Origin of the sequence: Stappia sp., from assembly GCF_965276915.1 — a bacterium.
GTDB lineage: Bacteria > Pseudomonadota > Alphaproteobacteria > Rhizobiales > Stappiaceae > Stappia.
The window spans coordinates 357,501-380,091 of record NZ_OZ255709.1 but is presented as its reverse complement, the minus strand read 5'-3'; the positions used below and the strand labels follow the sequence as shown (position 1 = coordinate 380,091).

24 protein-coding genes (1 of these 24 running past the window's edge) are annotated in these 22,591 nt (G+C 67.7%); 18 read left to right on the top strand and 6 right to left on the bottom strand.

Annotated elements, in window-relative coordinates:
- Positions 1–64 precede the first annotated feature (64 nt).
- The 4 genes from argJ to ACQY46_RS01680 all read left to right on the top strand — a co-directional run bounded on the left by argJ (position 65) and on the right by ACQY46_RS01680 (position 2,946).
- The gene (gene argJ, locus ACQY46_RS01695; protein WP_428698590.1) at positions 65–1,297 is read left to right on the top strand and encodes a bifunctional glutamate N-acetyltransferase/amino-acid acetyltransferase ArgJ; all 1,233 of its coding nucleotides are present in this window, start codon (positions 65–67) and stop codon (positions 1,295–1,297) included.
- Between the two features lie 56 nt (positions 1,298–1,353).
- Entirely contained in the window at positions 1,354–2,205 is an 852-nt protein-coding gene (locus ACQY46_RS01690; protein WP_428698589.1) for a GNAT family N-acetyltransferase, read from the top strand.
- A 72-nt stretch (positions 2,206–2,277) separates the two neighbouring features.
- A complete protein-coding gene (gene mutT, locus ACQY46_RS01685) occupies positions 2,278–2,676 on the top strand; it encodes an 8-oxo-dGTP diphosphatase MutT (protein WP_306030956.1) in 399 nt (132 codons plus the stop codon).
- A gap of 75 nt (positions 2,677–2,751) precedes the next feature.
- Positions 2,752–2,946: a Flp family type IVb pilin gene (locus ACQY46_RS01680; protein WP_428698588.1), complete on the top strand. Its 195-nt coding sequence runs from the start codon at positions 2,752–2,754 to the stop codon at positions 2,944–2,946.
- Between the two features lie 22 nt (positions 2,947–2,968).
- Here the strand turns inward: ACQY46_RS01680 and ACQY46_RS01675 are convergent, their stop codons facing one another.
- On the bottom strand, positions 2,969–3,898 hold the full coding sequence (locus ACQY46_RS01675) for a class I SAM-dependent methyltransferase (protein WP_428698587.1): 930 nt from the start codon (positions 3,896–3,898) through the stop codon (positions 2,969–2,971).
- Positions 3,899–3,997: 99 nt separating this feature from the next.
- Positions 3,998–4,630: a glutathione S-transferase family protein gene (locus ACQY46_RS01670; protein WP_428698586.1), complete on the bottom strand. Its 633-nt coding sequence runs from the start codon at positions 4,628–4,630 to the stop codon at positions 3,998–4,000.
- Positions 4,631–4,853: 223 nt separating this feature from the next.
- On the opposite strand from ACQY46_RS01670, the gene ACQY46_RS01665 reads away from it, so the two are divergent.
- The 5 genes from ACQY46_RS01665 (at position 4,854) to ACQY46_RS01645 (ending at position 8,286) form a co-directional block, all read left to right on the top strand.
- Positions 4,854–5,516, top strand: a complete 663-nt coding sequence (locus ACQY46_RS01665; RefSeq protein WP_428698585.1) for a winged helix-turn-helix transcriptional regulator — start codon at positions 4,854–4,856, stop codon at positions 5,514–5,516.
- 108 nt (positions 5,517–5,624) lie between these two features.
- Positions 5,625–6,464, top strand: a complete 840-nt coding sequence (locus ACQY46_RS01660) for a ComF family protein (RefSeq protein WP_428698584.1) — start codon at positions 5,625–5,627, stop codon at positions 6,462–6,464.
- 122 nt (positions 6,465–6,586) lie between these two features.
- The gene (gene grxC / locus ACQY46_RS01655) at positions 6,587–6,853 is read left to right on the top strand and encodes a glutaredoxin 3 (protein WP_428698583.1); all 267 of its coding nucleotides are present in this window, start codon (positions 6,587–6,589) and stop codon (positions 6,851–6,853) included.
- A 33-nt stretch (positions 6,854–6,886) separates the two neighbouring features.
- Entirely contained in the window at positions 6,887–7,741 is an 855-nt protein-coding gene (locus ACQY46_RS01650) for a carbon-nitrogen hydrolase family protein (protein ID WP_428698582.1), read from the top strand.
- A complete protein-coding gene (locus ACQY46_RS01645; RefSeq protein WP_428698581.1) occupies positions 7,738–8,286 on the top strand; it encodes a DUF1178 family protein in 549 nt (182 codons plus the stop codon). Before ACQY46_RS01650 ends, ACQY46_RS01645 begins: the two co-directional genes overlap by 4 nt.
- On the opposite strand, the gene ACQY46_RS01640 is transcribed toward ACQY46_RS01645, so the two are convergent.
- Positions 8,249–8,755 (bottom strand): MarR family winged helix-turn-helix transcriptional regulator, encoded by a 507-nt coding sequence (locus ACQY46_RS01640; RefSeq protein WP_428698580.1) that lies wholly within the window; start codon positions 8,753–8,755, stop codon positions 8,249–8,251. The two genes, ACQY46_RS01645 and ACQY46_RS01640, sit on opposite strands and share 38 nt — an antisense overlap.
- A gap of 103 nt (positions 8,756–8,858) precedes the next feature.
- Between ACQY46_RS01640 and ACQY46_RS01635 the strand changes: the two genes are divergently transcribed.
- The 3 genes from ACQY46_RS01635 to ACQY46_RS01625 all read left to right on the top strand — a co-directional run bounded on the left by ACQY46_RS01635 (position 8,859) and on the right by ACQY46_RS01625 (position 10,234).
- Positions 8,859–9,284: a VOC family protein gene (locus ACQY46_RS01635; RefSeq protein WP_428698579.1), complete on the top strand. Its 426-nt coding sequence runs from the start codon at positions 8,859–8,861 to the stop codon at positions 9,282–9,284.
- A gap of 41 nt (positions 9,285–9,325) precedes the next feature.
- Entirely contained in the window at positions 9,326–9,688 is a 363-nt protein-coding gene (locus ACQY46_RS01630) for a DUF1428 domain-containing protein (protein ID WP_428698578.1), read from the top strand.
- Positions 9,689–9,760: 72 nt separating this feature from the next.
- Positions 9,761–10,234 carry a VOC family protein gene (locus ACQY46_RS01625; RefSeq protein ID WP_428698577.1) on the top strand — a complete coding sequence of 158 codons (474 nt, stop codon included), beginning with the start codon at positions 9,761–9,763 and terminating at the stop codon, positions 10,232–10,234.
- On the opposite strand, the gene ACQY46_RS01620 is transcribed toward ACQY46_RS01625, so the two are convergent.
- On the bottom strand, positions 10,231–10,926 hold the full coding sequence (locus ACQY46_RS01620) for an alpha/beta fold hydrolase (RefSeq protein ID WP_428698576.1): 696 nt from the start codon (positions 10,924–10,926) through the stop codon (positions 10,231–10,233). The genes ACQY46_RS01625 and ACQY46_RS01620 overlap by 4 nt on opposite strands.
- 14 nt (positions 10,927–10,940) lie before the next feature.
- On the bottom strand, positions 10,941–11,633 hold the full coding sequence (ubiG, locus tag ACQY46_RS01615) for a bifunctional 2-polyprenyl-6-hydroxyphenol methylase/3-demethylubiquinol 3-O-methyltransferase UbiG (protein WP_428700386.1): 693 nt from the start codon (positions 11,631–11,633) through the stop codon (positions 10,941–10,943).
- Positions 11,634–11,874: 241 nt separating this feature from the next.
- Between ubiG and ACQY46_RS01610 the strand changes: the two genes are divergently transcribed.
- From ACQY46_RS01610 to clpB, 6 genes are all read left to right on the top strand, one after another.
- Positions 11,875–13,125, top strand: coding sequence for an aspartate kinase (locus ACQY46_RS01610; RefSeq protein WP_428698575.1), 1,251 nt, complete (start codon positions 11,875–11,877; stop codon positions 13,123–13,125).
- A gap of 91 nt (positions 13,126–13,216) precedes the next feature.
- Positions 13,217–15,484 (top strand): phosphoenolpyruvate--protein phosphotransferase, encoded by a 2,268-nt coding sequence (gene ptsP / locus ACQY46_RS01605; RefSeq protein ID WP_428698574.1) that lies wholly within the window; start codon positions 13,217–13,219, stop codon positions 15,482–15,484.
- 98 nt (positions 15,485–15,582) lie between these two features.
- Positions 15,583–16,656, top strand: a complete 1,074-nt coding sequence (gene prfA / locus ACQY46_RS01600) for a peptide chain release factor 1 (protein WP_428698573.1) — start codon at positions 15,583–15,585, stop codon at positions 16,654–16,656.
- A gap of 17 nt (positions 16,657–16,673) precedes the next feature.
- On the top strand, positions 16,674–17,546 hold the full coding sequence (gene prmC / locus ACQY46_RS01595) for a peptide chain release factor N(5)-glutamine methyltransferase (protein WP_428698572.1): 873 nt from the start codon (positions 16,674–16,676) through the stop codon (positions 17,544–17,546).
- Positions 17,547–17,955: 409 nt separating this feature from the next.
- Positions 17,956–18,795 carry a DUF4167 domain-containing protein gene (locus ACQY46_RS01590; protein WP_428698571.1) on the top strand — a complete coding sequence of 280 codons (840 nt, stop codon included), beginning with the start codon at positions 17,956–17,958 and terminating at the stop codon, positions 18,793–18,795.
- Between the two features lie 319 nt (positions 18,796–19,114).
- On the top strand, positions 19,115–21,715 hold the full coding sequence (gene clpB / locus ACQY46_RS01585) for an ATP-dependent chaperone ClpB (RefSeq protein ID WP_428698570.1): 2,601 nt from the start codon (positions 19,115–19,117) through the stop codon (positions 21,713–21,715).
- Positions 21,716–21,828: 113 nt separating this feature from the next.
- Here the strand turns inward: clpB and ACQY46_RS01580 are convergent, their stop codons facing one another.
- On the bottom strand, positions 21,829–22,591 hold the end of the coding sequence (locus ACQY46_RS01580; protein ID WP_428698569.1) for a M23 family metallopeptidase. The gene runs 1,304 nt beyond the window's last position; only the last 763 of its 2,067 coding nucleotides appear in the window; its start codon lies beyond the right edge, outside the window; the stop codon is at positions 21,829–21,831.

Sequence of the window (22,591 nt, the reverse complement as noted above, 5' to 3'; positions counted from 1 at the left end):
CCGGGCATCGATCGGGCAAGGCTCGCGACAGTCTCTTTGTGCCCGCATTTCAAGGGAGTGCCCGATGTCCACGGCCGTCTCGCCGCTCGCCCCGAAGTCCTATCCCGAGTTGCCGCAGGTTGGCGGCGTGCACTTTGCCACCGCCTCGGCCGGCATCAAGTACAAGGGGCGCACGGACGTGTTTCTGGCGCTCATGGACGGGGGTGCGGAAGTTGCCGGCGTCTTCACCCGCTCGCGCTGCCCCTCGGCGGCCGTCGACTGGTGCCGGGCCAACCTCGCGGGGGGCACGGCGCGGGCGCTGCTCGTCAATTCCGGAAATGCCAATGCCTTCACCGGCCGCAAGGGCCGGGAGGCGACCGAGCTTTCGGCGCGCTACGTGTCCGAGGCGCTCGGCTGCGCGCCGGGCGAGGTGTTCCTTGCCTCGACCGGAGTGATCGGCGAGCCGCTGAAGGCGGAAAAATTCGGCGGCGTGGTCGACGATCTGGCGCGGGATGCGGTTGCCGGCGACTGGCAGGCGGCGGCGAAGGCGATCATGACCACCGACACCTTCCCCAAGGCGGTGTCGCGGAGCGTCGACCTGGGCGGCACGCCGGTGGTTCTGAACGGCATCGCCAAGGGCGCGGGCATGATCGCGCCCGATATGGCGACGATGCTGTCCTTCCTGTTCACCGATGCGCCGATCGCGGCGTCCGTCCTGCAGGAGCTTCTCTCGGCGACGGTGGGCGACACGTTCAACGCGATCACCATCGACGGCGACACGTCGACCTCCGACACGGTGCTGCTGTTTGCGACCGGCAAGGCGGGCGGCGCGCGCATCGAGAGGGCCGACGACCCGCGCCTGGAACCGTTCCGTGCGGCGCTTGCAGAAGTGATGCGGGATCTTGCCCACTGGATCGTCAAGGACGGCGAGGGTGCGCGCAAGTTCGTCGGCATCACCGTCACGGGCGCGGAAAGCGATGCCTCGGCGCGGCGGATCGCGTTCTCGATCGCCAATTCGCCGCTGGTGAAGACGGCGGTCGCGGGCGAGGACGCCAACTGGGGCCGTATCGTCATGGCGGTGGGCAAGGCCGGCGAGCCGGCCGACCGCGACCGGCTGGCGATCTGGTTCGGGGATGTGCGGGTGGCGGTCGATGGCGAGCGCGATCCCGGGTATTCGGAGGACGCGGCCTCGGCGGTGATGAAACAGGAGGAAATTGCGATCCGCGTCGATCTCGGCCTGGGGCAGGGCCGCTCGACCGTGTGGACCTGCGACCTGACCAAGGAATATGTGGCCATCAACGGCGATTACCGGTCCTGACGATCCGGCCGGAGACAAGGCCGGCCGCGACATCCGGCCGGCGGGGAAAGCACGACATGAACCGGATTGACGGGGATCCGGCGGCCGACCCGGCCGCCGGTGCGGGCCTGGACCTGGCACGGATCAGGGCCATCGAGGACGCCAATCTCAACGGGTTTCCGAGCGACCGGCTTGTCATGGACGGGAGCTGGCTCGCCCGGATCTCGCCGGGCAATCCGGCGCGGCGGGTCAATTCGCTGAACGTGATGGATCCGCTCGACGATGCCGATGCGCGCGCGCGGCTCGACGCGATGCTTGCCGTCTTTGCTGAAAATGACGTTGTCTTCCACCTGCGCCGCACGCCGCTGACGCCGCCGGCGCTGGTTGCGATCGCCGATGCCGGAGGCTGGGGCCGCACGGGCGAGACGGATGTCTGGGTCCGGCCGATCGGGGCGGCCGCCGATGCGCAGGAGCCGGATCAGGCGGCGGGTGCCGCACGCCTGCGACCCTGCACGCTCGAGCAGTTCCTGTCGGCCTTCGCCGCCATTGGCGGTACCCGCCCCGAGGCGGTGACGCCGCTGGCCGTGGCGCGGCTCGGGAGTGCGCTTGAGCGGATCGCGGTCCGCCGGGTGACGCTGGTTGCCGAGGACGACGGCGGTCGTCCGCTCGGCGTGGTGCTTGGTGTTGCCGACCGGGAGATGTTCGGCATCTACGATCTTGCGGTGGCACCAATGGCGCGGCGGGCCGGTCTTGGCGCGCGGCTGGTGCGCGCCGCGATGGCGCGCGGAGCCGCTTCCGGTTGCCGCCATGCCTGGCTGCAGGTGACCGCGGAGAACGCTCCGGCGCGCGCTCTCTACCGGCGTCTGGGATTTCGCGACGGCTATGCCTACCACTACCGCCTGCCGCCCGAGAGGCCGCATGGGTCTTGATCTGTCAGCGTATTTTCCCGGCATGGTGAGCAAAACCTTGCCGGCGCGTCCCGAAACGGAACGGAGCTTTCCATGAAGTTGCTGCTGGTCGCCGCCTGCGCCCTGCTCGATGCCGACAACCGCGTGCTGATCGCACAGCGCCCGGACGGCAAGGCAATGGCGGGCTTGTGGGAGTTTCCCGGCGGCAAGTTCGAGCCGGGCGAGCGGCCGGAGGATGCGCTCATTCGCGAATTGGCAGAAGAGCTCGGCATCACGGTTAAGAAAGAGTGCCTCGCCCCGCTGACTTTCGCGAGCCACGCTTACGAGGAATTTCACTTACTCATGCCACTTTTCGTATGCCGACGATGGTCGGGCACGGTTGCAGGCCGCGAGGGCCAGGCGATCAAGTGGGTGAGACCGGTGCGGCTCAGGGACTACCCGATGCCGCCTGCCGACGAGCCCCTGATCCCGCATCTGATCGATCTCGCCTGAGAAGGGGGACGATCCCTCCGTCCCGGCGTCAAGAGACAGACAGGGGCACGGCAGATGCAGTCACATCTCGAGAGAATGCGCGACCGTAGCGACCAGTTCATCGATCTGGCGGGCACCCTGCGCCGGGACGAAGCCGGCGCGACGATGATCGAGTACGGCATCATCATGGGCCTCGTGTCCTTTGCCATCATCGCGGCACTGCTGAGTATCCAGAACATGATTGGCAACGACGTCTTCACCGTCGTCGCCAGCGCCCTGTCGAGTATCTGATCCCCTTGCCTTGAAGACGCGTTCAGGAGGACCTCTCGCCAGGGTCCTTTTTTTTGTGCCCGATGTCGGCCAGGGCGTCGGCGAGGCTGGCGCGCGCGCTGCCGGGCTTGAGCGGCTTCTGCTGGCTCTCGTGCGGAGCCCAGCCGGACAGCGAGACGATGTCGAACGTGGCGCGGATGCGTCCGTCCGGATCGGCGTGGCGTTCGGCATAGATCCCGGACGCGCGGGCGAGAACGGCGCGCGACAGCGGCGTGCGGGCCCGCTCGGCAAGCATGTTGGCCGCGCCCATGGCGCGCAGGTCGTCGACCAGGCCTCCCATCGTGTCGTAGCGCACGGTCAGCCGGTCGACATCGGCAACGGGCAGGGCAAAGCCCGCACGCTGCAGCAGCGCGCCAAGGGCACGGGTGTCGGCAAAGGGCGCGACGCGCGGCGCGGCGCCGCCAGACAGCTCCATCTCGGCGCGCATCAGCGCATCCTTCAGCTCGAACAGCGTGTCGCCGCCCAGAAGCGCGGCCAGGAACAGGCCGTCCGGCTTCAGCGCCTTGCGGATCTGGACGAGGGCGCCGGGGAGATCGTTGACCAGATGCAGCGACAGGGCGGAGCAGACGAGATCGAGCGAGGCGCCGGCGAAGGGCGGCAGTTCATCATCGATGACGAGATCGCAGCCGGGCGTCGCCGCGTCGGCGAGGAAAAGATCGGCGCGCAGCACATGGCCGGCACGCCCCGAGGCGGCGATGGCTTGCGCCAGATGGCCCCGGTGTCCGCCGAGATCGACGGCGACGGGAAACTGGCGGCTGACCGCCACCAGTCGCTCGCCGAGATCGGCGGCCGCGTGGGCGAGCAGGAAGTCGATGCCGGGGGCTTTATCGGCGCGGGAAAGCGCGCGGGCCCGCCGACGGGCAAGCAGCGCCCGGTCGAAAAGCGCCGGACGGCTGGTGTCGGATGCAGACATGGCGCGGCGGCTCCCGGTCGTTCCCGGCCTCCTGCCGGACTGCCGTAGGTAGCGCCCGTGCGACAGGCAATCAAGCCCGTCTGGCGGGCGCTGCGCCGATCAGCCGCCGATGAAGCCCCCGGTCGGGTCGGCGAAAGGCGATCGCCACGCGGGCAGCTCCATCAGACGGTCGTGCCAGCGCCTGACGGCGGGAAACGCGTCGAGCGGTATTCCCGCCTCGTCGGCGTAGGGCAGCGTCGTGGCGACGGCGAAGTCGGCGAGCGTCAGCGTGTCACCGAGGAGGAAGCGGCGGTCCGAGAGGTGGCTTTCCAGGACACTGGCATAGCGCCGGACATAGCCGAGCGCCTCTTCGACCGCTTTCCCGTCCGGATCGCCGAGGCCGAATCTTCGGCGGATGACATGCTCGAAAAAGAGCTCGCCGGCGAAGCGGGAGAAATGGTTGGAACTCCAGTCGAACCAGCGGATCACCTCGACCTGGGCGTGGTCGCGCGGCCACAGGGGCGAACCTGCCTTGAGCGCCATGTGGCACATGATGGCGTTCGATTCCCACAGCCGGAGGTCGCCGTCGACCAGTGCGGGCGCCTTGCCGTTCGGGTTGACGGCGAGGAATTCCGGCGCGCGCTGCTCCCCCTTCATGAGATCGAGGCGATGAAACTCGATGTCGAGTTGCAGATGGCGGGCCACGGCGCAGGTCTTCCACGACATGGTGGTTTCGGCGAAATAGAGCTTCACGGCGTGTCTTCCCTTGTCCGGTGAATGGGTGCGCGGTTGCGAATGAACAGGGCGGGGCGAGTGATGGCCATCGCGAGCCATTGACGCTTGCCCGCGCTCTCTCGCGTTGTCCTTCACGACATCCTCGATCGACCGGCCGCTTGATCGCGGCGAGCGGGCGTGGGATCAATATATGAGGACTTTATAGTCCTAAAAAACAACTAACAAGTCCTGAAAGAGGATTATGAAGGGTCGAAGCTACGATGACGGCTGCGCCATGTCGCATGCCCTTGACCTGATCGGCGAGCGCTGGGCGCTTCTGGTCGTACGGGAACTGATGTTCGGGCCCAAGCGGTTCACGGACCTGCGCGCGGAGCTGCGCTCGATCAGCCCCAACGTGCTTACCCAGCGGCTCGAAGGCCTCGAGGCCTCGGCCATCCTGCGTCGCCGCAAGCTGCCGCCGCCGGCCGCCTCCTGGATCTACGAACTGACCGACTGGGGGCGCGAGCTGGAGGAACCGATCCTGTCGCTGGGCAAGTGGGCGGCGCGCTCTCCCTTCCTCAGGCCGGATCTGCCGATGACCCGTGCGGGGCTGCTTCTTGCCCTGCGCGCCATGTATCGACCGCGCAGGGGGGGCGGCTTCCGGATCCTGCTCGACATGCCCCGGGGAGGGGCCGTGGTCGCCGGAACGCATGAGGGCCTGGACATCCTCCAGGACATCTCCGTCGCGGGAGCGCATGACGCGTCGATCACGGCGTCGTCGGACATTGTCGACGGCATCGTCTTCGGCAGCACGACGCTGCTCGAGGCGGTCGCGGCCGGCGATGCGCAGGTGGCGGGCGATCCGGGCGCGCTGCAACGCTTCGTCAAGGCGTTTCCGCTGCCGGAGACGGCCGCGGCCGGCTGAGCCTTTCCGGCGGCACGCGGTCTCGCCTCAGGGTTGTGTTTTGCTTGCACCGCAGGTTCAATGGCCTTCCTGCCATCTGCGGGCAGCTCGACAGGGGTCAGGTGCGACATGGACAGAACCGGCAGCCCGGCCAGCGGCAACGTGTTGCGGCGCCTGTTCGCGGCACCGGACGCGATTGCGGAAACGATTGCGGAAAGGGTGGCGCGGAACACGTCCGGCCTGCTGCGCCTGCTGTTGCCGCCGACCTGCCTTGCCTGCGACCGGCTGGTCGCCAGTGACGGGTCGGTCTGTGCCGCGTGCTGGGCCCGCATGCCGTTCCTCTCGCCGCCCTGGTGCCAGCGGCTCGGCGTGCCGTTCGCCTACGAACTGGGGCCGGGCGCCCTGTCGCCGCAGGCAATCGCCCACCCCCCGGTCTTCGACCGCCTCAGGGCCGTTGCCGCCTATGACGGACCGGCACGGGCGCTGGTGGCGCGGCTCAAGTATCATGACCGTCCGTCGCTGGCGCCGGCGATGGGCGGCTGGATGGCCCGGGCCGGTGCGGAACTGCTGGCCTTTCCGCCGGACGAGGCCGCTCCGGTGCTCGTGCCCGTGCCGCTTCATGGCCTGCGCCGCTGGAGCCGGCGCTACAACCAGGCCGGCCTGCTGGCGCGATCGGTCGGAGACAGAAGCGGTCTCGAGGTCGCCGCGCAGGCGCTCCTGCGCAAGCGGGCGACGAAACAGCAGGTGGGCCTGGATGCGGCGGCCCGCGCGCGCAATGTGCGCGGGGCCTTTGCGGTGACGGAAGAGGGCGAGATGCAGCTCTCCGGCCGGCGGGCGGTGCTGGTCGACGATGTCTACACGACCGGCGCGACGGTGCAGGCCGCGGCGCGCGCCCTGCTGCGGGCCGGGGCGCGGTCGGTGGACGTGCTGGTCTTCGCGCATGCGGGGGCGGAGACGCCGCTTGGCTGAATGGCCGCCCTTGGTGGCGATGGCGGGGCAAGGGCTTGCGGCCAGCCGGCAAAGCTCAATATATGCTTGTCAAAGAGGAGCGGGGCCGGACGGCTTCGTGGTCAATGCGGGAACGGGGTGCGATGTCGGTCGAGATCTATACGCGTCAGATGTGCGGTTATTGCGCGATGGCGAAGAAGCTCTTGCAGCAAAAGGACGTGTCGTTCCGGGAAATGGATGCGACCTTCGATCCGGGGCTGCGCAAGGAAATGATCCAGCGGGCCAGTACGGGGCACGGCGGTACGACCTTCCCGCAGATCTTCATCGGCGAGACCCATGTGGGCGGCTGCGACGAGCTGATGGCGCTGGAGCGCGCCGGCAAGCTGGACGCGCTGCTCGCGAGCGCCTGAGGACACTGTCGATACAAGCCGGGGACGAGGGACATGAGCGAGTTTGTCGCGGCGGTCATCCAGATGCGCAGCGGGCGCGACACGGGCGCCAATATCGCGGCGGCGGCCTCCCTGATCCGGGAGGCGGCCTCTGCCGGCGCCACCTATGTGCAGACGCCGGAAATGACCAACCTTCTGGAAAAGAGCCGGGCGGACCTTTTCGCCAAGATCGCGCCCGAGGGCGAGGATACGGGCGTTGCCGCCTTTTCGGAGCTTGCCAAGGAACTGGGTATCTTCCTGCATGTCGGGTCGATGGCGATCCGCACGAGCGAGGCGAAAGCGGCGAATCGCGGCTTCCTGTTCGCGCCCGACGGCAGCCTGCTGGCCCGCTACGACAAGATCCACATGTTCGACGTCGATCTGCCCAATGGCGAGAGCTGGCGCGAATCCGCCACCTATGGCCCCGGCGAGGCGGCGGTGGTCGTCGGCCTGCCGCAGGCGCTGCTCGGCATGGGCATCTGCTATGACATCCGCTTTCCGGCACTGTTTCGCGCCCAGGCGGGAGCGGGGGCCGAAATCCTGACGGCGCCGGCCGCCTTCACCAGGCAGACGGGCGAGGCGCACTGGCATGTGCTGCAGCGCGCGAGGGCTATCGAGAACGGTGCCTTCGTGATCTCCGCTGCGCAGGGCGGGCGCCACGAGGACGGCCGGGAGACCTATGGCCACAGCCTGATCGTCGCGCCCTGGGGCGAGGTGCTCGCCGAGATCGATCACGACGAGCCGGGGTTTGCCCTGGCCACACTCGACCTGTCCCAGGTGGCCGAGGCGCGCCGCCGCATTCCGGCGATTGCCAACCAGCGCGAGTTCTCGATCCGCCAGACGGGGCGCGAGACGGAGGCAGCCGAGTGATCCGCTACGCGCTTGGCTGCGGCAACGGGCACGAATTCGAGGCCTGGTTTCGCGGTTTCGAGGATTTCGAACGCCAGCGGGACGCCGGCCTTGTCGCCTGTCCGGCTTGCGGGACGGTTCATGTCGAAAAGAAGCTGATGGCGCCGGCCGTGGCGACGTCGCGGGCCCGCGAGGCGCGGGCCGGACACCAGGTCGTGGCGGCGGCTGAAGCGGGCGGCGCGGGCTCCGGTTCTGCCGGGGCCGCCGCCACCGGATCGCCGCCCCAGGCGCGACCCCAACCCCGACCCCAGCCCGAGCCCGTGACGACGGCGCTGACGCCGGCACAGGCGGACCTGGTTGCCAGACTGCGGGAGTTGCGGGCGCAGGTGACGGCGAATGCCGTCGATGTCGGGGAGGCCTTTCCCGAGGAAGCGCGCAAGATCCATTATGGCGAGAAGGAAGCGCGCGGCATCTATGGCGCGGCCTCCAGGGAGGAGGTCCGCGAGCTTCTCGATGAAGGCGTCGCGGTCATGCCGCTTCCGGTCCTTCCCGAGGACCGGAACTGACGCGTTCCATCCCTGTCCCGCCCAGCGCGACCAGCATGGCCTGCACATCGCCCTGACGGACCTCCGGCAGGTCCTCCTGCATCTCGGCATCGACGGCGGCATGTGTCGCCCGCCAGATGGGCAGGGCGGCGAGAAGCGCCTCATGCCCTTTTTCCGTCAATCGCAGGAGCCGGCTGCGCCGGTCCTTCGGGTCCGGTTCCGTGGCGACGAGATCCCGCCGTTCGAGCGGCTTCAGGGCGGCTGTCAGCGTCGTGCGATCCATCGCCAGAAGACGTGCCACCGGCGCGACCGACGGCGGATGCGGGCGGTTCAGCGACATCAGCAGGGAAAACTGTCCGTTGGTGAGGCCGACCGGGCGCAGTGCCTCGTCGAAACGGCGCGCCAGTGCCCGCGCCGCGCGCTGCGCATGCAGGCACAGGCAGGTGTCGCGCACATGGATCGTCGTCTCGAAGGGAACTTTTTTTGACATAGCATTATTATGTTGATATCAACCTAAAAGTCAACACGCGCATGTCGTGTGAAACGCATGTTTCACACCTTTTTCGGGCGCGGACCGAGTACGGAGACGAAGTATGCCGAAGATGTTTTTCCTGAACCTGCCGGTCGAGGATATCGCCAGGGCGAGACGCTTCCACGAGACGATGGGCGCGACCGCCGATGCCCGCTTCTGCGACGAGCGAACCGCGGCGATGGTCTATTCCGACGCGGTCGTGGTGATGCTGCTGGACCGGTCGCGGTTCGCCGATTTCACCACCAAGGAGATTGTCGACGCAAAGCGTCAGGTGCAGGGGCTTTTCTGCTTCTCGGCCGAAAGCCGCGCGGAGGTCGACAAGATGGTCGGCCGGGTCGCTGAGTCCGGCGGACGGGCGGACCCGTGCCCTCTCCAGGACCACGGGTTCATGTATGGCCGCAGCTACGAGGACCCGGACGGCCATATCTTCGAACTGGTCTGGATGGACCAGGCGGCACTTGCCGGCATGCAGGCGGCAACGGCGTAAGCCGGGTCCGCGGCAAACAACAGCAAACGGGAGACGTGCAAATGAGCAAGACGGGATATGTCGAGGGTTTCGTCGCGGCGGTGCCGGCGGCGAACAAGGAACTCTATCGCAAGCACGCCGCGGAGGCAGCCCCCCTGTTTCGCGAGTTCGGCGCTACACGCATCGTGGAATGCTGGGGCGACGACGTGCCGGAGGGCAAGGTCACCGACTTTCGCGGGGCGGTGAAGGCAACGGATGACGAGGTCGTCGTCTTTTCCTGGATCGAGTTCCCGTCCAAGGAGGTCCGTGACGCGGCCTTCGAGAAGATGATGAACGATCCGCGGATGAAGGAGATCGGCGACCGGATGCCGTTCGACGGCAAGCGGATGATCTTCGGCGGCTTCGCGCCGATCCTCGACACGTAAACAAGCTGGTGCGTGCCGCCCGCGTGCGTTCGCGGGCGGGCATGCTCCAGACTACAGTACCGGGAGGAGACGATGGCAACCGTTATCCAGCATCTGTGGTTCCGGGCCGACATGGCCGGAGCGCTTGAAACCTATGTCCGGCTGATCCCAGGATCGGCGGTCGAGTGGACGTCGGCGCTGCCGGCGGAGTCTTCCTCGGGACCGGCCGGCAGCGTCAAGATCGCCGCCTTCCGGCTCGGCGACCAGCGCTATCGCGCCATCGAGACGGAGGCGCCCTGGAGCTTCAACCACACGTTTTCGGTGATGGTGGAATGCGAGGACCAGACGGAGGTCGACCGCCTGTGGGAGGGGCTCTCGGATGGGGGCGAGATCCAGCAATGCGGCTGGCTGCGTGATCGTTGGGGTCTTTATTGGCAGATCACGCCGCGCCGCCTCACGGAACTGATGGGCGATCCGGATCCGGCGGTGGCCAAGCGCGTCGCCGAAGCCATGCTCACCATGGTGAAGCTGGACATTGCCGCGCTGGAAGCGGCGGCGGCCGGCTAGCGCGCCAGCCAGTCGCGCATCAGCGCGGTCACCGCATCCGGGGCTTCCAGCGTCGGCAGGTGGCCGGCGCCGACGACGGTCTCCAGCCGGGCGCCCGGGATCAGTTCGCTCATCTCCAGGGCCCTGTCGGGCGGCGTCAAACGGTCGCCGGCACCCACGACGACTGTCGTGGGACAGGAAAACGACGGCAGGTCGGGCCGCGAGTCGGGTCTCGCCAGGATCGCCTGCTGCTGGCGGATGAAGGCCCGCGCGCCGGTTGCCTCGGCCATCTGCAGGACGATGTTGCGCAGCGCCGCATCCTCCAGCCGGCTTTCATGGACAAACAGCGGATAAAGGGCAGGCGCCACCTGGTCGAACTTTCCGGCCTCAGCCAGATCCATCTGGCGGCGACGGTTTTCGATCTGCTCGGGCAGGTCGGGGCGCGCGGTGGTGTCGAGCAGCATCAGCCGCGACACGCGTTCCGGCGCCCGGCGCATCACCTCCATCGCGACATAGCCGCCCATCGACAGGCCGGCCAGGGCGAAACGCGCGGGCGCTTCGGCAAGCAGGCGCGTGGCGATGGCGGCGACCGTGTCGTCGCTGCGGTGGTCGGCGACGCCGACCGAGATGCCATCGGCCGCAAGCGCTGCGATCTGCGGCGTGAAAAGGGCCTCGGTGCACAGCAGGCCGGGAACGAGAACGAGCGGATCCATGGAGCTTCTGTCTTTCATCGGGCCGGGCGCGAGAACAGCATCATGTAGTTGACGTCCATGTCGGACGAGCGCCGCCAGCTGTCTGCCAGAGGGTTGTAGCTGACGCCGCTGCGGTCGATCACTTCCAGCCCGGCAGCGGAAAGCGGGCCTTCCAGCTCGTCCGGCCGCACCAGCTTGTCGAAATTGTGGGTGCCGCGCGGCAGCCAGCGCAGCACGTATTCCGCACCGACGATGGCCAGCGCATAGGCCTTCAGCGTGCGGTTGATGGTGGCCATGAACATCAGCCCGCCGGGTTTCACCAGCCGCGCGCAGGCGTCGAGATAGAGCGGCACGTCGGCGACATGCTCGACCACTTCCATGTTGAGCACGACGTCGTAGAGCTCGCCGGCCTCCGCCAGCGCCTCCGCCGTCGTCGCCCGGTAGTCGATGGCAAGGCCCGACGCTTCCGCATGGACCCGGGCAACCTCGATATTGGTCGCCGACGCATCGGCACCGGTCACGGCCGCGCCGAGGCGCGCCATGGGCTCGCACAGCAGGCCGCCGCCGCAGCCGATATCGAGGATGCGCAGGCCGGCGAAGGCGTCGGGAGCCTTCGCATCGCGGCCGAAACGGGCCGAGACCTGCTCCTTGATATAGGCGAGGCGCACGGGGTTGAACTTGTGCAGCGGCCGGAACTTGCCGGCCGGATCCCACCATTCGGCGGCCATGGCCGAAAAGCGCGCCACCTCGGCGTCGTCGACCGTCCCTTTCGAAGCGTGCCCGAAATCGTCTGCCGCGCTCATGGCTGCGTCCCCCTGGTTGGCTCCCGGTTTGGTCGGCGCTCCGGGCGGCTTTGTCAAGCGCGGCGGTTGCGGTCGCGCGTCGCAGTCTGTATGGATGTGCGCCGATCCGGACGGCCCGCGAAGGGCCGTTCGCCCCAACACCGTTTCGAGACATTCCACGCATCCCATGGCCCGTCTGGTTCTCAAGTTCGGCGGCACGTCCGTCGCCAATCTCGAACGCATCCGCAACGTGGCGCGACATGTGAAACGGGAAGTCGACGCCGGCCATCAGGTCGCTGTCGTCGTCTCCGCCATGGCCGGCGAGACCAACAAGCTGGTCGGCCTGTGCCGCGAGGCATCGCTGTTGCATGACGCGCGCGAGTACGATGCAATCGTCTCCTCCGGCGAACAGGTGACGAGCGGGCTGCTCGCCATCGTGCTGCAGGACATGGGCGTCGAGGCCCGGTCCTGGCAGGGCTGGCAGATCGCGCTGAAGACCGATTCCCAGCATGGCGCCGCGCGGATCACCGAGATCGACGGCAGCCGTCTGATCGAGCGCCTCGAGAAGGGCCAGGTGGCGGTGGTCGCGGGTTTCCAGGGCGTGGCGCCGGACAACCGCATCGCGACGCTCGGGCGCGGCGGCTCGGACACCAGCGCCGTGGCGCTCGCCGCCGCGATCCGCGCCGACCGCTGCGACATCTACACGGATGTCGACGGCGTCTACACGACCGACCCGCGGATCGTGCCGCGGGCCCGCCGGCTGGAGCGCATCGCCTTCGAGGAGATGCTGGAAATGGCCTCGCTGGGCGCCAAGGTGCTGCAGGTCCGCTCGGTCGAGATGGCCATGGTTCACGGGGTGCGCACCTTCGTGCGCTCCAGTTTCGACGACCCGGATGCGCCGCAGGTCGGCGCTGGCGGCCTGCCGCCGGGCACACTCATCTGCGACGAGGACGAGATCGTGGAACAGCAAGTTGTCACCGGCATTGCCTTCGCCAAGGACGAGGCGCAGGTCTCCATCCGCAACGTGGCCGACAAGCCGGGCGTGGCCAGCGCCGTGTTCGGTTCGCTGGCGGACGCGAACATCAATGTCGACATGATCGTCCAGAACATTTCGCCGGACGGGCGCACCACCGACATCACCTTCACGGTGCCCGAAAGCGACTATGACCGGGCCTTCACCGTCCTGCGCGAGAAGAAGGACCTGATCGGCTACCAGGCGATCGAGGGCGCGCGCGACGTGGTCAAGGTGTCGGTGATCGGCATCGGCATGCGGTCTCATGCGGGCATCGCGGCGCGCTGTTTCCAGGGGCTGGCGGACAAGGGCATCAACATCCGCGCGATCACCACGTCGGAGATCAAGATCTCCGTTCTGATCGATTCCGCCTATACCGAGCTTGCGGTGCGGACTCTCCATTCGCTATACGATCTGGACGGGTGAGCGTCCGGCAACCGCCGGCAACGCTTCGCGCGGGGTGCGGCGTGCCGCGTCCCGGACCCGTGCAGGCAGTGCGGAAGGGGCTTGACGGGTGATGCGGAGCACTCTCGCCGGGCCGCGCGTGTTGTTGCGGCGCCTCCGCGAGGTCATGGCGGAGCCGATCAACGCGCAGGAGCGGCTCGACAAGATCGTTGTCCTGATCGCGGCCAATGTGGTGGCCGAGGTGTGCTCGGTCTATATCCTGCGCGCCGACGGCGTGCTGGAGCTCTATGCCACCGAGGGCCTCAATCGCGATGCGGTCCACAAGACCAGCCTGAAGGTTGGCGAGGGCCTTGTCGGCCTGATCGCGGCGGACGCGCGCCCGCTCAATCTTCCCAACGCCCAGGCGCACCCCGCCTTCGCCTATCGCCCGGAAACGGGCGAGGAGGCCTACAATTCCTTCCTCGGCGTGCCGATCCTGCGTGCCGGGCGCACGCTGGGCGTGCTCGTCGTCCAGAACCAGTCCCACCGGACCTATTTCGAGGACGAGGTCGAGGCGCTGCAGACCACGGCGATGGTCATCGCCGAGATGGTCGCCGCCGGCGAGCTGGAGGCAATCGTCCAGCAGGGCACCAAGCTCGACCTGTCGCGGCCGATGCATTTCCAGGGCGTGGCGCTGTCGGACGGCGTCGGGCTCGGGCATGTGGTGCTGCACGAGCCGCGCGTCGTCGTCACCAACCTGATCGCGGAGGACGCTGCGGCCGAGCTGGAGCGGCTGGAGCGGTCGATCAACCGGCTCAGGATCTCGCTCGACGACCTGCTCAATTCCGGCGATTTCGCCCAGCATGGCGAGCACCGCGAGGTGCTCGAGGCCTATCGCATGTTCGCCCACGATCGCGGCTGGATCCGGAAGATCGAGGAGGCGATCAACAACGGACTGACGGCGGAAGCGGCGGTGGAGAAGGTCCAGTCGGACACCCGCGCGCGGATGATGCGCCAGACCGATCCCTATCTGCGCGAGCGGCTGCACGATCTCGACGACCTTGCACACCGGCTGATCCGCGAGCTGATGGGGCGCCAGCACGGGCCGGTCTCCGAGAGCCTGCCGCAGGACGCGGTGATCGTCGCCCGCAACATGGGCGCGGCGGAGCTGCTCGACTACGGCCGCGACCGCATCCGCGCGATCGCGCTGGAGGAAGGCGGGCCGACCAGCCACGTGACCATCGTCGCCCGGGCGCTGGGCATTGCCGCGGTCGGGCTTGCGGAAAACCTCGTCAGCCTGGCGGAGTCCGGCGATGCGGTGATCGTCGACGGCGAAAGCGGCCAGATCCACCTGCGTCCGGCTTCCGACATCGAGAACGCCTACGCGGAGAAGGTGCGGTTCCGCGCCCGCCGCCAGGCCCAGTACCGCCGGTTGCGCAACAAGCCGTCGATCACCCGCGACGGCATCGAGGTCTCGCTGCAGCTCAATGCCGGCCTGCTGGTCGATCTTCCGGCGGTCTCGGAGTCCGGGGCGAGCGGTGTCGGCCTGTTCCGCACCGAGCTTCAGTTCATGGTTGCCTCCGCCTTCCCCAGGATGAGCGAGCAGAAGGACTATTACCGGCAGGTGCTGGATGCGGCCGGAGGCCGGCCGGTGACTTTCCGCACGCTCGATATCGGCGGCGACAAGGTGCTTCCCTACCTGCGCGCCATCCAGGAGGAGAACCCGGCGATGGGCTGGCGGGCGATCCGCTTCGGCCTTGACCGGCCGGGCATCCTGCGCACCCAGATCCGGGCCCTGCTGCATGCCGCCGCCGGCCGTGATCTGAAGATCATGTTCCCGATGGTCACGGACGTTTCCGAGTTCCATCAGGCGAAAGCCGTTCTGGAGCGCGAGATCAGGCATTTGCGCCGGCACGGACACCAGGTGCCGGAGCGGATGCAGCTCGGCGTGATGATCGAGGTGCCCTCGCTTCTCTACCAGCTCGACGAGCTGTTCCAGGCGGTGGATTTCGCCTCTGTCGGTTCCAACGACCTGTTCCAGTTCTTCGCCGCCGTCGACCGCGGCAACACCCGGGTCGCCGGCCGCTTCGACACGATGAGCCCGGCCTTCCTGAGGGCGCTTAAGCATATTGTCGACAAGGCCGACAGCTACCGCACGCCGGTGACGCTGTGCGGCGAGATCGCAGGCCGTCCGCTGGAGGCGATGGCGCTCGCCGCCCTCGGCTATCGGAGCCTGTCGATGTCGGCCTCCGCACTGGGGCCGGTCAAGGCGATGGTGCGCTCGCTCGATCTCGCCCGCCTGTCGGCCCGCTTCCTGCCGCGTCTCGACCAGCCGGGCGGCACTGGCCAGCTGCGCGAGTTCCTGCGCGGGTTCGCGCAGGACAACGATACGGCATTGTAGCGAGGCGCTGTCCCGCCGACCCGGCCCTGGCGGATTGTCCGGGCCTTTGCCTTTGCCTTCGCCCTCGTCCCGCTTTCAATCAAGGATGTTCACACGCCATGATCTCGGCGGAAAAACTCGACGGTCTCCTGTCCCGGTTCGCCGAAATCGAATACCGGATGACGCAGAACCCGGACCCGACCACCTATGTGAAGCTGTCGCGCGACTATGCCGAGCTGGCGCCGCTGGTCGCGCGGGTGCTGGCACTGCGCAAGGCGGAGGAGGAGCTTGCCGGCGTCGAGGCGATGCTGATGGATCCGGCCGCCGATGCCGAGATGCGGGCGCTTGCCGAACTGGAGCAAGCGGAGCTCGAGGACAATGTCGAGGCGCTGCAACAGCAGGTACGCATCGGCTTCCTGCCGCGCGATACCGCCGATGATCGCAACGTCATCCTGGAGGTGCGCGCCGGCACGGGCGGCGATGAGGCGGCACTTTTCGCAGGCGACCTCTTCCGCATGTACCAGCGCCACGCGCAGCTGAAGGGCTGGAAGGTGGAGGTCCTGTCGGCGAGCGAGGGCGAGGTCGGCGGTTTCAAGGAAGTGATCGCGTCCGTTTCCGGCGACCAGATCTTCGCGCGATTGAAGTTCGAGTCCGGCGTCCACCGCGTCCAGCGGGTGCCGGAGACGGAATCGGGCGGGCGTATCCACACCTCGGCGGCGACCGTTGCAGTGCTGCCGCAGGCCGAGGATGTCGATGTCGCGATCAATGACGGAGACCTGCGCATCGACACGTTCCGCGCCTCGGGCGCCGGCGGACAGCACGTCAACACCACCGATTCCGCCGTGCGCATCACGCATATTCCGACCGGTATCGTCGTCGCCGTCCAGGACGAGCGCTCGCAGCACAAGAACAAGGCCAAGGCGCTGCAGCTCCTGCGCGCCCGCATCTTCGACGAGGAGCGGGCGAGGCTTGCCAGCGAACGCACCGAGGCACGCCGCCTGCAGGTCGGCTCCGGCGACCGTTCCGAGCGCATACGCACCTATAATTTCCCGCAAGGGCGGGTGACCGACCACCGGATCGGCCTGACGCTCTACAAACTGCCGGAAATCATCTCGGGCGAGGCGCTGGACGAGGTGATCGACACGCTGGCCATGGAACACCAGGCGACGCTGCTTGCAGCGGAAGGCCTGTGACAGAGGAACGGGACGACATGCAGCCGCCGGTCACGCTCGGCCGGCTTGTCCGGCAGGCGCGGGACAGGCTGGCAGCCGGGGGCATCGACACGGCCGCGCTTGATGCCCGGCTGCTGGTGACCGCGGCGGCCGGGCTCGATCCCTCACGGGCGGTGCTGGAGCCGGATCTGGCGATAGAGGCGGGGGCCGTCGCCAACGCAACGGGGTTCATCGGGCGCCGGCTTGGCGGGGAACCCGTCGGCCGCATCCTGGGCCGGCGCGAGTTCTGGGGGCTGGAGCTGGCGCTTTCTCGGGAAACGCTCGAGCCGCGCGCCGACACCGAACGGCTGGTCGAGGCCGTGCTGGCGTGGTGCGACGAGACGGGCGGACGCCAGCGGGCGCTTCGCTTCGCCGATATCGGAACGGGGAGCGGGGCCATCGCCATCGCGCTGCTCAGCGAATTGCCGCAAGCGCTCGCGCTTGCTGTCGACATCGCGCCGGGCGCGCTGGCGACGGCACGCGGCAATGCCCTGCGCTGCGGGGTCGGGGAGCGGTTCCTGGCGGCGCGGGCGGATCTTGCGGCGGCGATTGCGCCGGGATGCGATTTCCTTGTCTCGAACCCGCCCTATATATCGACGCGAGAGGCCGCGGGGCTCAGCACCGAAGTGGCAGGTCACGACCCCGCCCTGGCGCTTTTCGCCGGTCCGGAAGGCCTTGACGCCTACGCGGCAATGCTGCCTCAGGGACGTCGCGTCCTTGGCCGATTCGCACCGTTTTTCATGGAGATAGGAGCTGCTCAGGCCGAGGCGGTGAGTCGGTTGGCGCGCGATGTTGGTTTCGAGGATATCGAGGTATTTCAAGACCTTGGCGGGCGTGATCGGGTCGTGCGAGCGCGATGTGTTGCAAAATAGCGGCAGAATCGGCGCTTGTGAAAAAGACGCTTGGAAAAGCGGGCGGAACCGGCTAGTTTCACCTCGCCGAGGCCCGACGGGGGTGGCGTAGAAAGCCACGGGTAGGCAGATCGGAAGTTTCGAGGCTTTTCGTTCCGGCCACAACTCGTATCGCATGGCGGAGTACACCGCCGGCAAGACTGCTCCGGCGACCCTGAGGTCGGGGGCACTCGGCAATGGCCTGATCAAGATGAACCCTTAAAGTCTTGCGGGGACATTCGGCATTTGCCGGAGGTCGTCCATACGAAGGTCTCTTGTTCGGATCACGCAACACCGACTTCGTGTTGTTGCGATTCATGGAGCCGACCCTGTTGGGGTCGGACTGTTGACCGGGTTCAACCGGTCGCCGTTCGTGAGAGAAAACGGCAGAATGAGACCAGGAAATCAGAACAACAAACGTATACGTGGCCGGGGCCGCAAGGGACCGAATCCGCTTTCGCGGGCGTATGAGTCGAACGGCCCCGATGTGAAGATCCGCGGAACCGCGCATCACGTCGCCGAGAAGTACCAGCAGCTGGCGCGTGACGCAGCCGCCGCGGGCGACCGGGTGATGTCGGAAAACTATTTCCAGCACGCAGAGCATTATCTCCGGATCATCGCGGCCGCGCAGCAGAGCATGCATCAGCCCGTGGTGTTGCCGCGTGGCGATGACGGCGACGAGGAGAGCGACGAGGCGGAGGAGCGGAACGAGCGTGCGGAGCGCAGCGAGCGCAATGACCGCCGCGACCGCGATGACCGGCGCGACCGTGACGACCGGCGCGACCGCGATGACCGCCGTGACCGCGATGCTTCGCCGCCCGCTTCCGGCAAGCCCGTGATGCCGCTCGATGCGCCGCAGCCTTTCGTCGAGAACATGCCGGTGCTGAACAGCAAGGCGGCAGGTGCTGGACAATCGGCCGGAGCCTCGCAGCCGGATGGCGGCGAGGACGAGGGGTCCGACGACAACGGTGACGGCGACGACCGCAGCCGGCGCAGGGTGCGCGGCGCACGGGGTCGCGGCATGCGCCGCGCCCGCTCGGGCGGTGGCGAGGATGCGGGATCCGAGACCGCAGCGAGTTCGGAGGCTGTCAGCGACGATGCCGCGCCGGCCGCCGAGGCCGCTCCGGCACCGGCCGGGGACGCACCCGAAAAGAAGCCGAGAGCCCGCCGGGCGCCGCGCACGCGCAGCGCCAAGCCGACGGAAGCGGAACCCGCCTCCAGCGACGCGTGAGGCCGGTGTCCGATGGTGCCGGCTCGCCGGGAAGCGGCGCTGCGGGAACATCGTCTGGCAGAAGAACTGGCAGAAGAAAACGAAAGGGCCGCGGTTTCACCGCGGCCTTTTTCTTTGCCGGTTCTCCCGCTGCCGCGGGGCGTGGCCGGCGCTGCGGCTTGTGAAAAATCGAAACGCCTAAGGGCTTCCCCTCTTTTGTGTTCGAAATGCAACACTATATCCTGTGAGCGGCTGCAGGACGGCCGCGCGGATGCCGTGAAGGGTCCGCAGTCCGAAAAGGCCGTCTCGCTTCGGGGGAAGGCCGGATCTGGAGGTAATCATGGATTTCGAGAAATACACCGAGAGGGCACGCGGCTTCGTTCAGTCGGCGCAGTCCCATGCCATCGGGCAATCGCATCAGCAATTCGCGCCGGAGCACATCCTCAAGGTTCTGCTCGACGACCCGGAAGGGCTCGCAGCGGGCCTGATCGAGCGCGCCGGCGGGCGGGTCAAGGACGCGCTTGCCGCGACCGAGAAGGCGCTTGCCGGCCTGCCGAAGGTTTCGGGCGGCGGCGGCCAGCTCTATCTGGCGCCCGCCCTTGCGCAGGTTTTCGACCAGGCGGAGAAGATCGCCCAGAAGGCCGGCGATTCCTACGTTACCGTCGAGCGCCTGTTGCTGGCGCTGGCGATGGCCAAGGAGACCGGGGCGGGCAAGGCGCTGGCGGCGGCGGATGTCACGCCGGCACGGCTCAACGAGGCGATCAACGACCTGCGCAAGGGGCGCACGGCCGACAGCGCCTCGGCGGAAAACCAGTATGACGCGCTGAAGAAATATGCCCGCGACCTGACCCAGGTGGCGCGCGACGGCAAGCTCGATCCGGTGATCGGCCGTGACGACGAGATCCGCCGCACCATGCAGGTGCTGTCGCGGCGAACGAAGAACAATCCGGTGCTGATCGGCGATCCGGGTGTGGGCAAGACCGCCATCGCGGAAGGCCTGGCGCTGAGGATCGTCAATGGCGACGTGCCGGAAAGCCTGAAGGACAAGAAGCTCCTGGCGCTCGATCTCGGCGCGCTGATCGCCGGTGCGAAATATCGCGGCGAGTTCGAGGAGCGGCTGAAGGCGGTGCTGTCGGAAGTGCAGTCCGCGGCCGGCGGCATCATCCTGTTCATCGACGAGATGCACACGCTGGTCGGTGCCGGCAAGGCGGATGGCGCGATGGATGCGTCCAACCTGCTGAAGCCGGCGCTGGCGCGCGGCGAATTGCATTGCGTCGGCGCGACGACCCTGGACGAATATCGCAAGCATGTCGAAAAGGACGCGGCGCTGGCCAGGCGTTTCCAGCCGGTCTTCGTGTCGGAGCCGACGGTCGAGGACACGGTCTCGATCCTGCGCGGCATCAAGGAGAAATACGAGCTGCATCACGGCGTGCGGATCACCGATTCCGCGGTCGTCGCGGCGGCGACGCTGTCCAATCGCTACATCACAGACCGGTTCCTGCCCGACAAGGCGATCGACCTGATCGACGAGGCGGCCAGCCGCCTGCGCATGCAGGTGGACAGCAAGCCGGAGGAACTCGACGAGCTCGACCGGCGGATCATCCAGCTGAAGATCGAGCGCGAGGCGCTGAAGAAGGAGACGGACGACGCGACCATGGACCGGCTCGACCGGCTCGAGGGCGAGCTTGCCGACCTGGAAGAGGAATCCGCCGCGCTGACGGCCCGCTGGCAGGGCGAGAAGGAGAAGCTTTCCTCCGAGCAGAAGCTCAAGGAGCAGCTGGACCTTGCCCGCATCGACCTGGAAAAGGCGCAGCGCCAGGGCGACCTGGCGAAAGCCGGGGAGATCGCCTATGGCGTGATCCCGAACCTGGAGAAGGCTTTGGCCGACGCGGAGGCCAAGGAAGACGTGGCCGGAGCGATGGTCGAGGAGGCGGTGACCACCGACCATGTCGCCCATATCGTGTCCCGCTGGACCGGCATTCCGGTCGACAGGATGCTGGAGGGCGAGCGCGAAAAGCTTCTGCGGATGGAAGACGAACTGGCGCTGCGGGTGATCGGCCAGCAGGAAGCGGTGCATGCCGTGTCGACGGCGGTGCGGCGCGCGCGTGCCGGGTTGCAGGATCCGAACCGGCCGATCGGCTCGTTCCTGTTCCTGGGTCCGACGGGCGTGGGCAAGACCGAACTGACCAAGGCGCTGGCCGAATTCCTGTTCGACGACGAGACCGCGATGGTGCGCCTCGACATGTCGGAATACATGGAGAAGCACTCCGTCGCCCGGCTGATCGGCGCGCCTCCCGGCTATGTCGGCTACGAGGAAGGCGGGGCGCTCACCGAAGCGGTGCGCCGGCGGCCCTATCAGGTGATCCTGTTCGACGAGATCGAGAAGGCCCACTCGGACGTGTTCAACGTGTTGCTGCAGGTGCTCGACGACGGCCGCCTGACCGACGGGCAGGGGCGGACGGTCGACTTCCGCAACACGCTGATCGTGCTGACCTCGAATCTCGGCTCCGAATATCTCGTGGGGCAGCCGGACGGGGAGGATTCTTCCGCCGTGCGCGACCAGGTGATGGCGGTGGTGCGCTCGGCCTTCCGCCCCGAGTTCCTCAACCGGCTGGACGACCAGATCCTGTTCCACCGGTTGCAGCGCTCGCAGATGGCGGCCATCGTCGACATCCAGCTCGTCCGGCTGGAGGGGCTGTTGGCGGACCGCAAGATCCGGCTGGTGCTGGACGAGGGTGCGCGCGGCTGGCTGGCCGAAAAAGGCTACGATCCGGCCTATGGCGCAAGGCCGCTGAAGCGGGTGATCCAGCGCGAGGTGCAGGATCCGCTCGCCGAGCTGATCCTCGCCGGCAAGATCGCCGATGGCCAGTCGGTCGAGGCATCGGCCGGGTCCGACCGGCTGCTGTTCAAGGTGGCGGAGCGCGAGGCGGCGGCCGCCTGAGGAAGCCGGTCGGGACGGTTTCAGACCAAACGGAAGAAGGCCCCGGGCGGCAACGCCCGGGGCCTTCTGTCATGTCTTGCGGAGACCCCGTCTTGCCGAGAACCCGGCGGCGGTCAGTCGGTGACGGCGGCCGAGGCGATGCGCGAGGGGCCGGCAGCCCGGTCGATCAACGCGTCGATACGCTCGCGCTCGCGGTTGAAGGCGGCAAGCAGGTCTCCGTCCAGAACCCGGCCGCGCGGCAACCGGATGCGCATCGGGTTGACGAAGCGGCCGTTCACCTTGACTTCATAGTGCAGGTGGGGACCCGTCGACAGACCGGTCGATCCGACATAACCGATCACCTGCCCCTGTCGCACCCGTACGCCTTCCTGGACGCCGTCGGCGAAGCTCGTCTGGTGGCTGTAGGTCGTCTCGTAGCCGTTGGCGTGGCTGATCTCGATGCGCCGGCCGTAACCGGAAACCCAGCGGGCCTTCGACACGACGCCATTGCCGGCGGCCATGATCGGCGTGCCGCGCTGGGCCGACCAGTCGACGCCGTTATGCATGCGGGTGACACCGACGATCGGGTGGCGGCGCAGGCCGAAGCCCGAGCGATACTGCCCGCCGGACAGGGGTTTGCGCATGAGGAACTTCTTCGCGCTCTTGCCGCTCTCGTCATAGAAGTCGACGACGCCGTCATCGGGCGTACGGAAGCGGTAGAAGCGGCGGGTGGCACCACGCGTGGTCAGGGCGGTGTAGAGGATCTCGGCGGGGACGTCGTCGCCCCCCTGCTCCAGTCCGTAGAACACCTCGAAGGAATCGCCCGGCTTCACCCGAGACTTGAAATCGACATCGAAGGAGAAGATGCGCACCAGGTCGGCGATCAGGTCGCCTTCG

Bases quoted from the DNA above. Each gene is read 5' to 3' on its own strand.
- argJ (WP_428698590.1), top strand. From the start codon at position 65: ATGTCCACGGCCGTCTCGCCGCTCGCCCCGAAGTCCTATCCCGAGTTG.
- ACQY46_RS01690 (WP_428698589.1), top strand. From the start codon at position 1,354: ATGAACCGGATTGACGGGGATCCGGCGGCCGACCCGGCCGCCGGTGCG.
- mutT (WP_306030956.1), top strand. From the start codon at position 2,278: ATGAAGTTGCTGCTGGTCGCCGCCTGCGCCCTGCTCGATGCCGACAAC.
- ACQY46_RS01680 (WP_428698588.1), top strand. From the start codon at position 2,752: ATGCGCGACCGTAGCGACCAGTTCATCGATCTGGCGGGCACCCTGCGC.
- ACQY46_RS01675 (WP_428698587.1), bottom strand. From the start codon at position 3,898: ATGTCTGCATCCGACACCAGCCGTCCGGCGCTTTTCGACCGGGCGCTG.
- ACQY46_RS01665 (WP_428698585.1), top strand. From the start codon at position 4,854: ATGAAGGGTCGAAGCTACGATGACGGCTGCGCCATGTCGCATGCCCTT.
- ACQY46_RS01660 (WP_428698584.1), top strand. From the start codon at position 5,625: ATGGACAGAACCGGCAGCCCGGCCAGCGGCAACGTGTTGCGGCGCCTG.
- grxC (WP_428698583.1), top strand. From the start codon at position 6,587: ATGTCGGTCGAGATCTATACGCGTCAGATGTGCGGTTATTGCGCGATG.
- ACQY46_RS01650 (WP_428698582.1), top strand. From the start codon at position 6,887: ATGAGCGAGTTTGTCGCGGCGGTCATCCAGATGCGCAGCGGGCGCGAC.
- ACQY46_RS01640 (WP_428698580.1), bottom strand. From the start codon at position 8,755: ATGTCAAAAAAAGTTCCCTTCGAGACGACGATCCATGTGCGCGACACC.
- ACQY46_RS01635 (WP_428698579.1), top strand. From the start codon at position 8,859: ATGCCGAAGATGTTTTTCCTGAACCTGCCGGTCGAGGATATCGCCAGG.
- ACQY46_RS01630 (WP_428698578.1), top strand. From the start codon at position 9,326: ATGAGCAAGACGGGATATGTCGAGGGTTTCGTCGCGGCGGTGCCGGCG.
- ACQY46_RS01625 (WP_428698577.1), top strand. From the start codon at position 9,761: ATGGCAACCGTTATCCAGCATCTGTGGTTCCGGGCCGACATGGCCGGA.
- ACQY46_RS01620 (WP_428698576.1), bottom strand. From the start codon at position 10,926: ATGGATCCGCTCGTTCTCGTTCCCGGCCTGCTGTGCACCGAGGCCCTT.
- ubiG (WP_428700386.1), bottom strand. From the start codon at position 11,633: ATGGCCGCCGAATGGTGGGATCCGGCCGGCAAGTTCCGGCCGCTGCAC.
- ACQY46_RS01610 (WP_428698575.1), top strand. From the start codon at position 11,875: ATGGCCCGTCTGGTTCTCAAGTTCGGCGGCACGTCCGTCGCCAATCTC.
- ptsP (WP_428698574.1), top strand. From the start codon at position 13,217: ATGCGGAGCACTCTCGCCGGGCCGCGCGTGTTGTTGCGGCGCCTCCGC.
- prfA (WP_428698573.1), top strand. From the start codon at position 15,583: ATGATCTCGGCGGAAAAACTCGACGGTCTCCTGTCCCGGTTCGCCGAA.
- prmC (WP_428698572.1), top strand. From the start codon at position 16,674: ATGCAGCCGCCGGTCACGCTCGGCCGGCTTGTCCGGCAGGCGCGGGAC.
- ACQY46_RS01590 (WP_428698571.1), top strand. From the start codon at position 17,956: ATGAGACCAGGAAATCAGAACAACAAACGTATACGTGGCCGGGGCCGC.
- clpB (WP_428698570.1), top strand. From the start codon at position 19,115: ATGGATTTCGAGAAATACACCGAGAGGGCACGCGGCTTCGTTCAGTCG.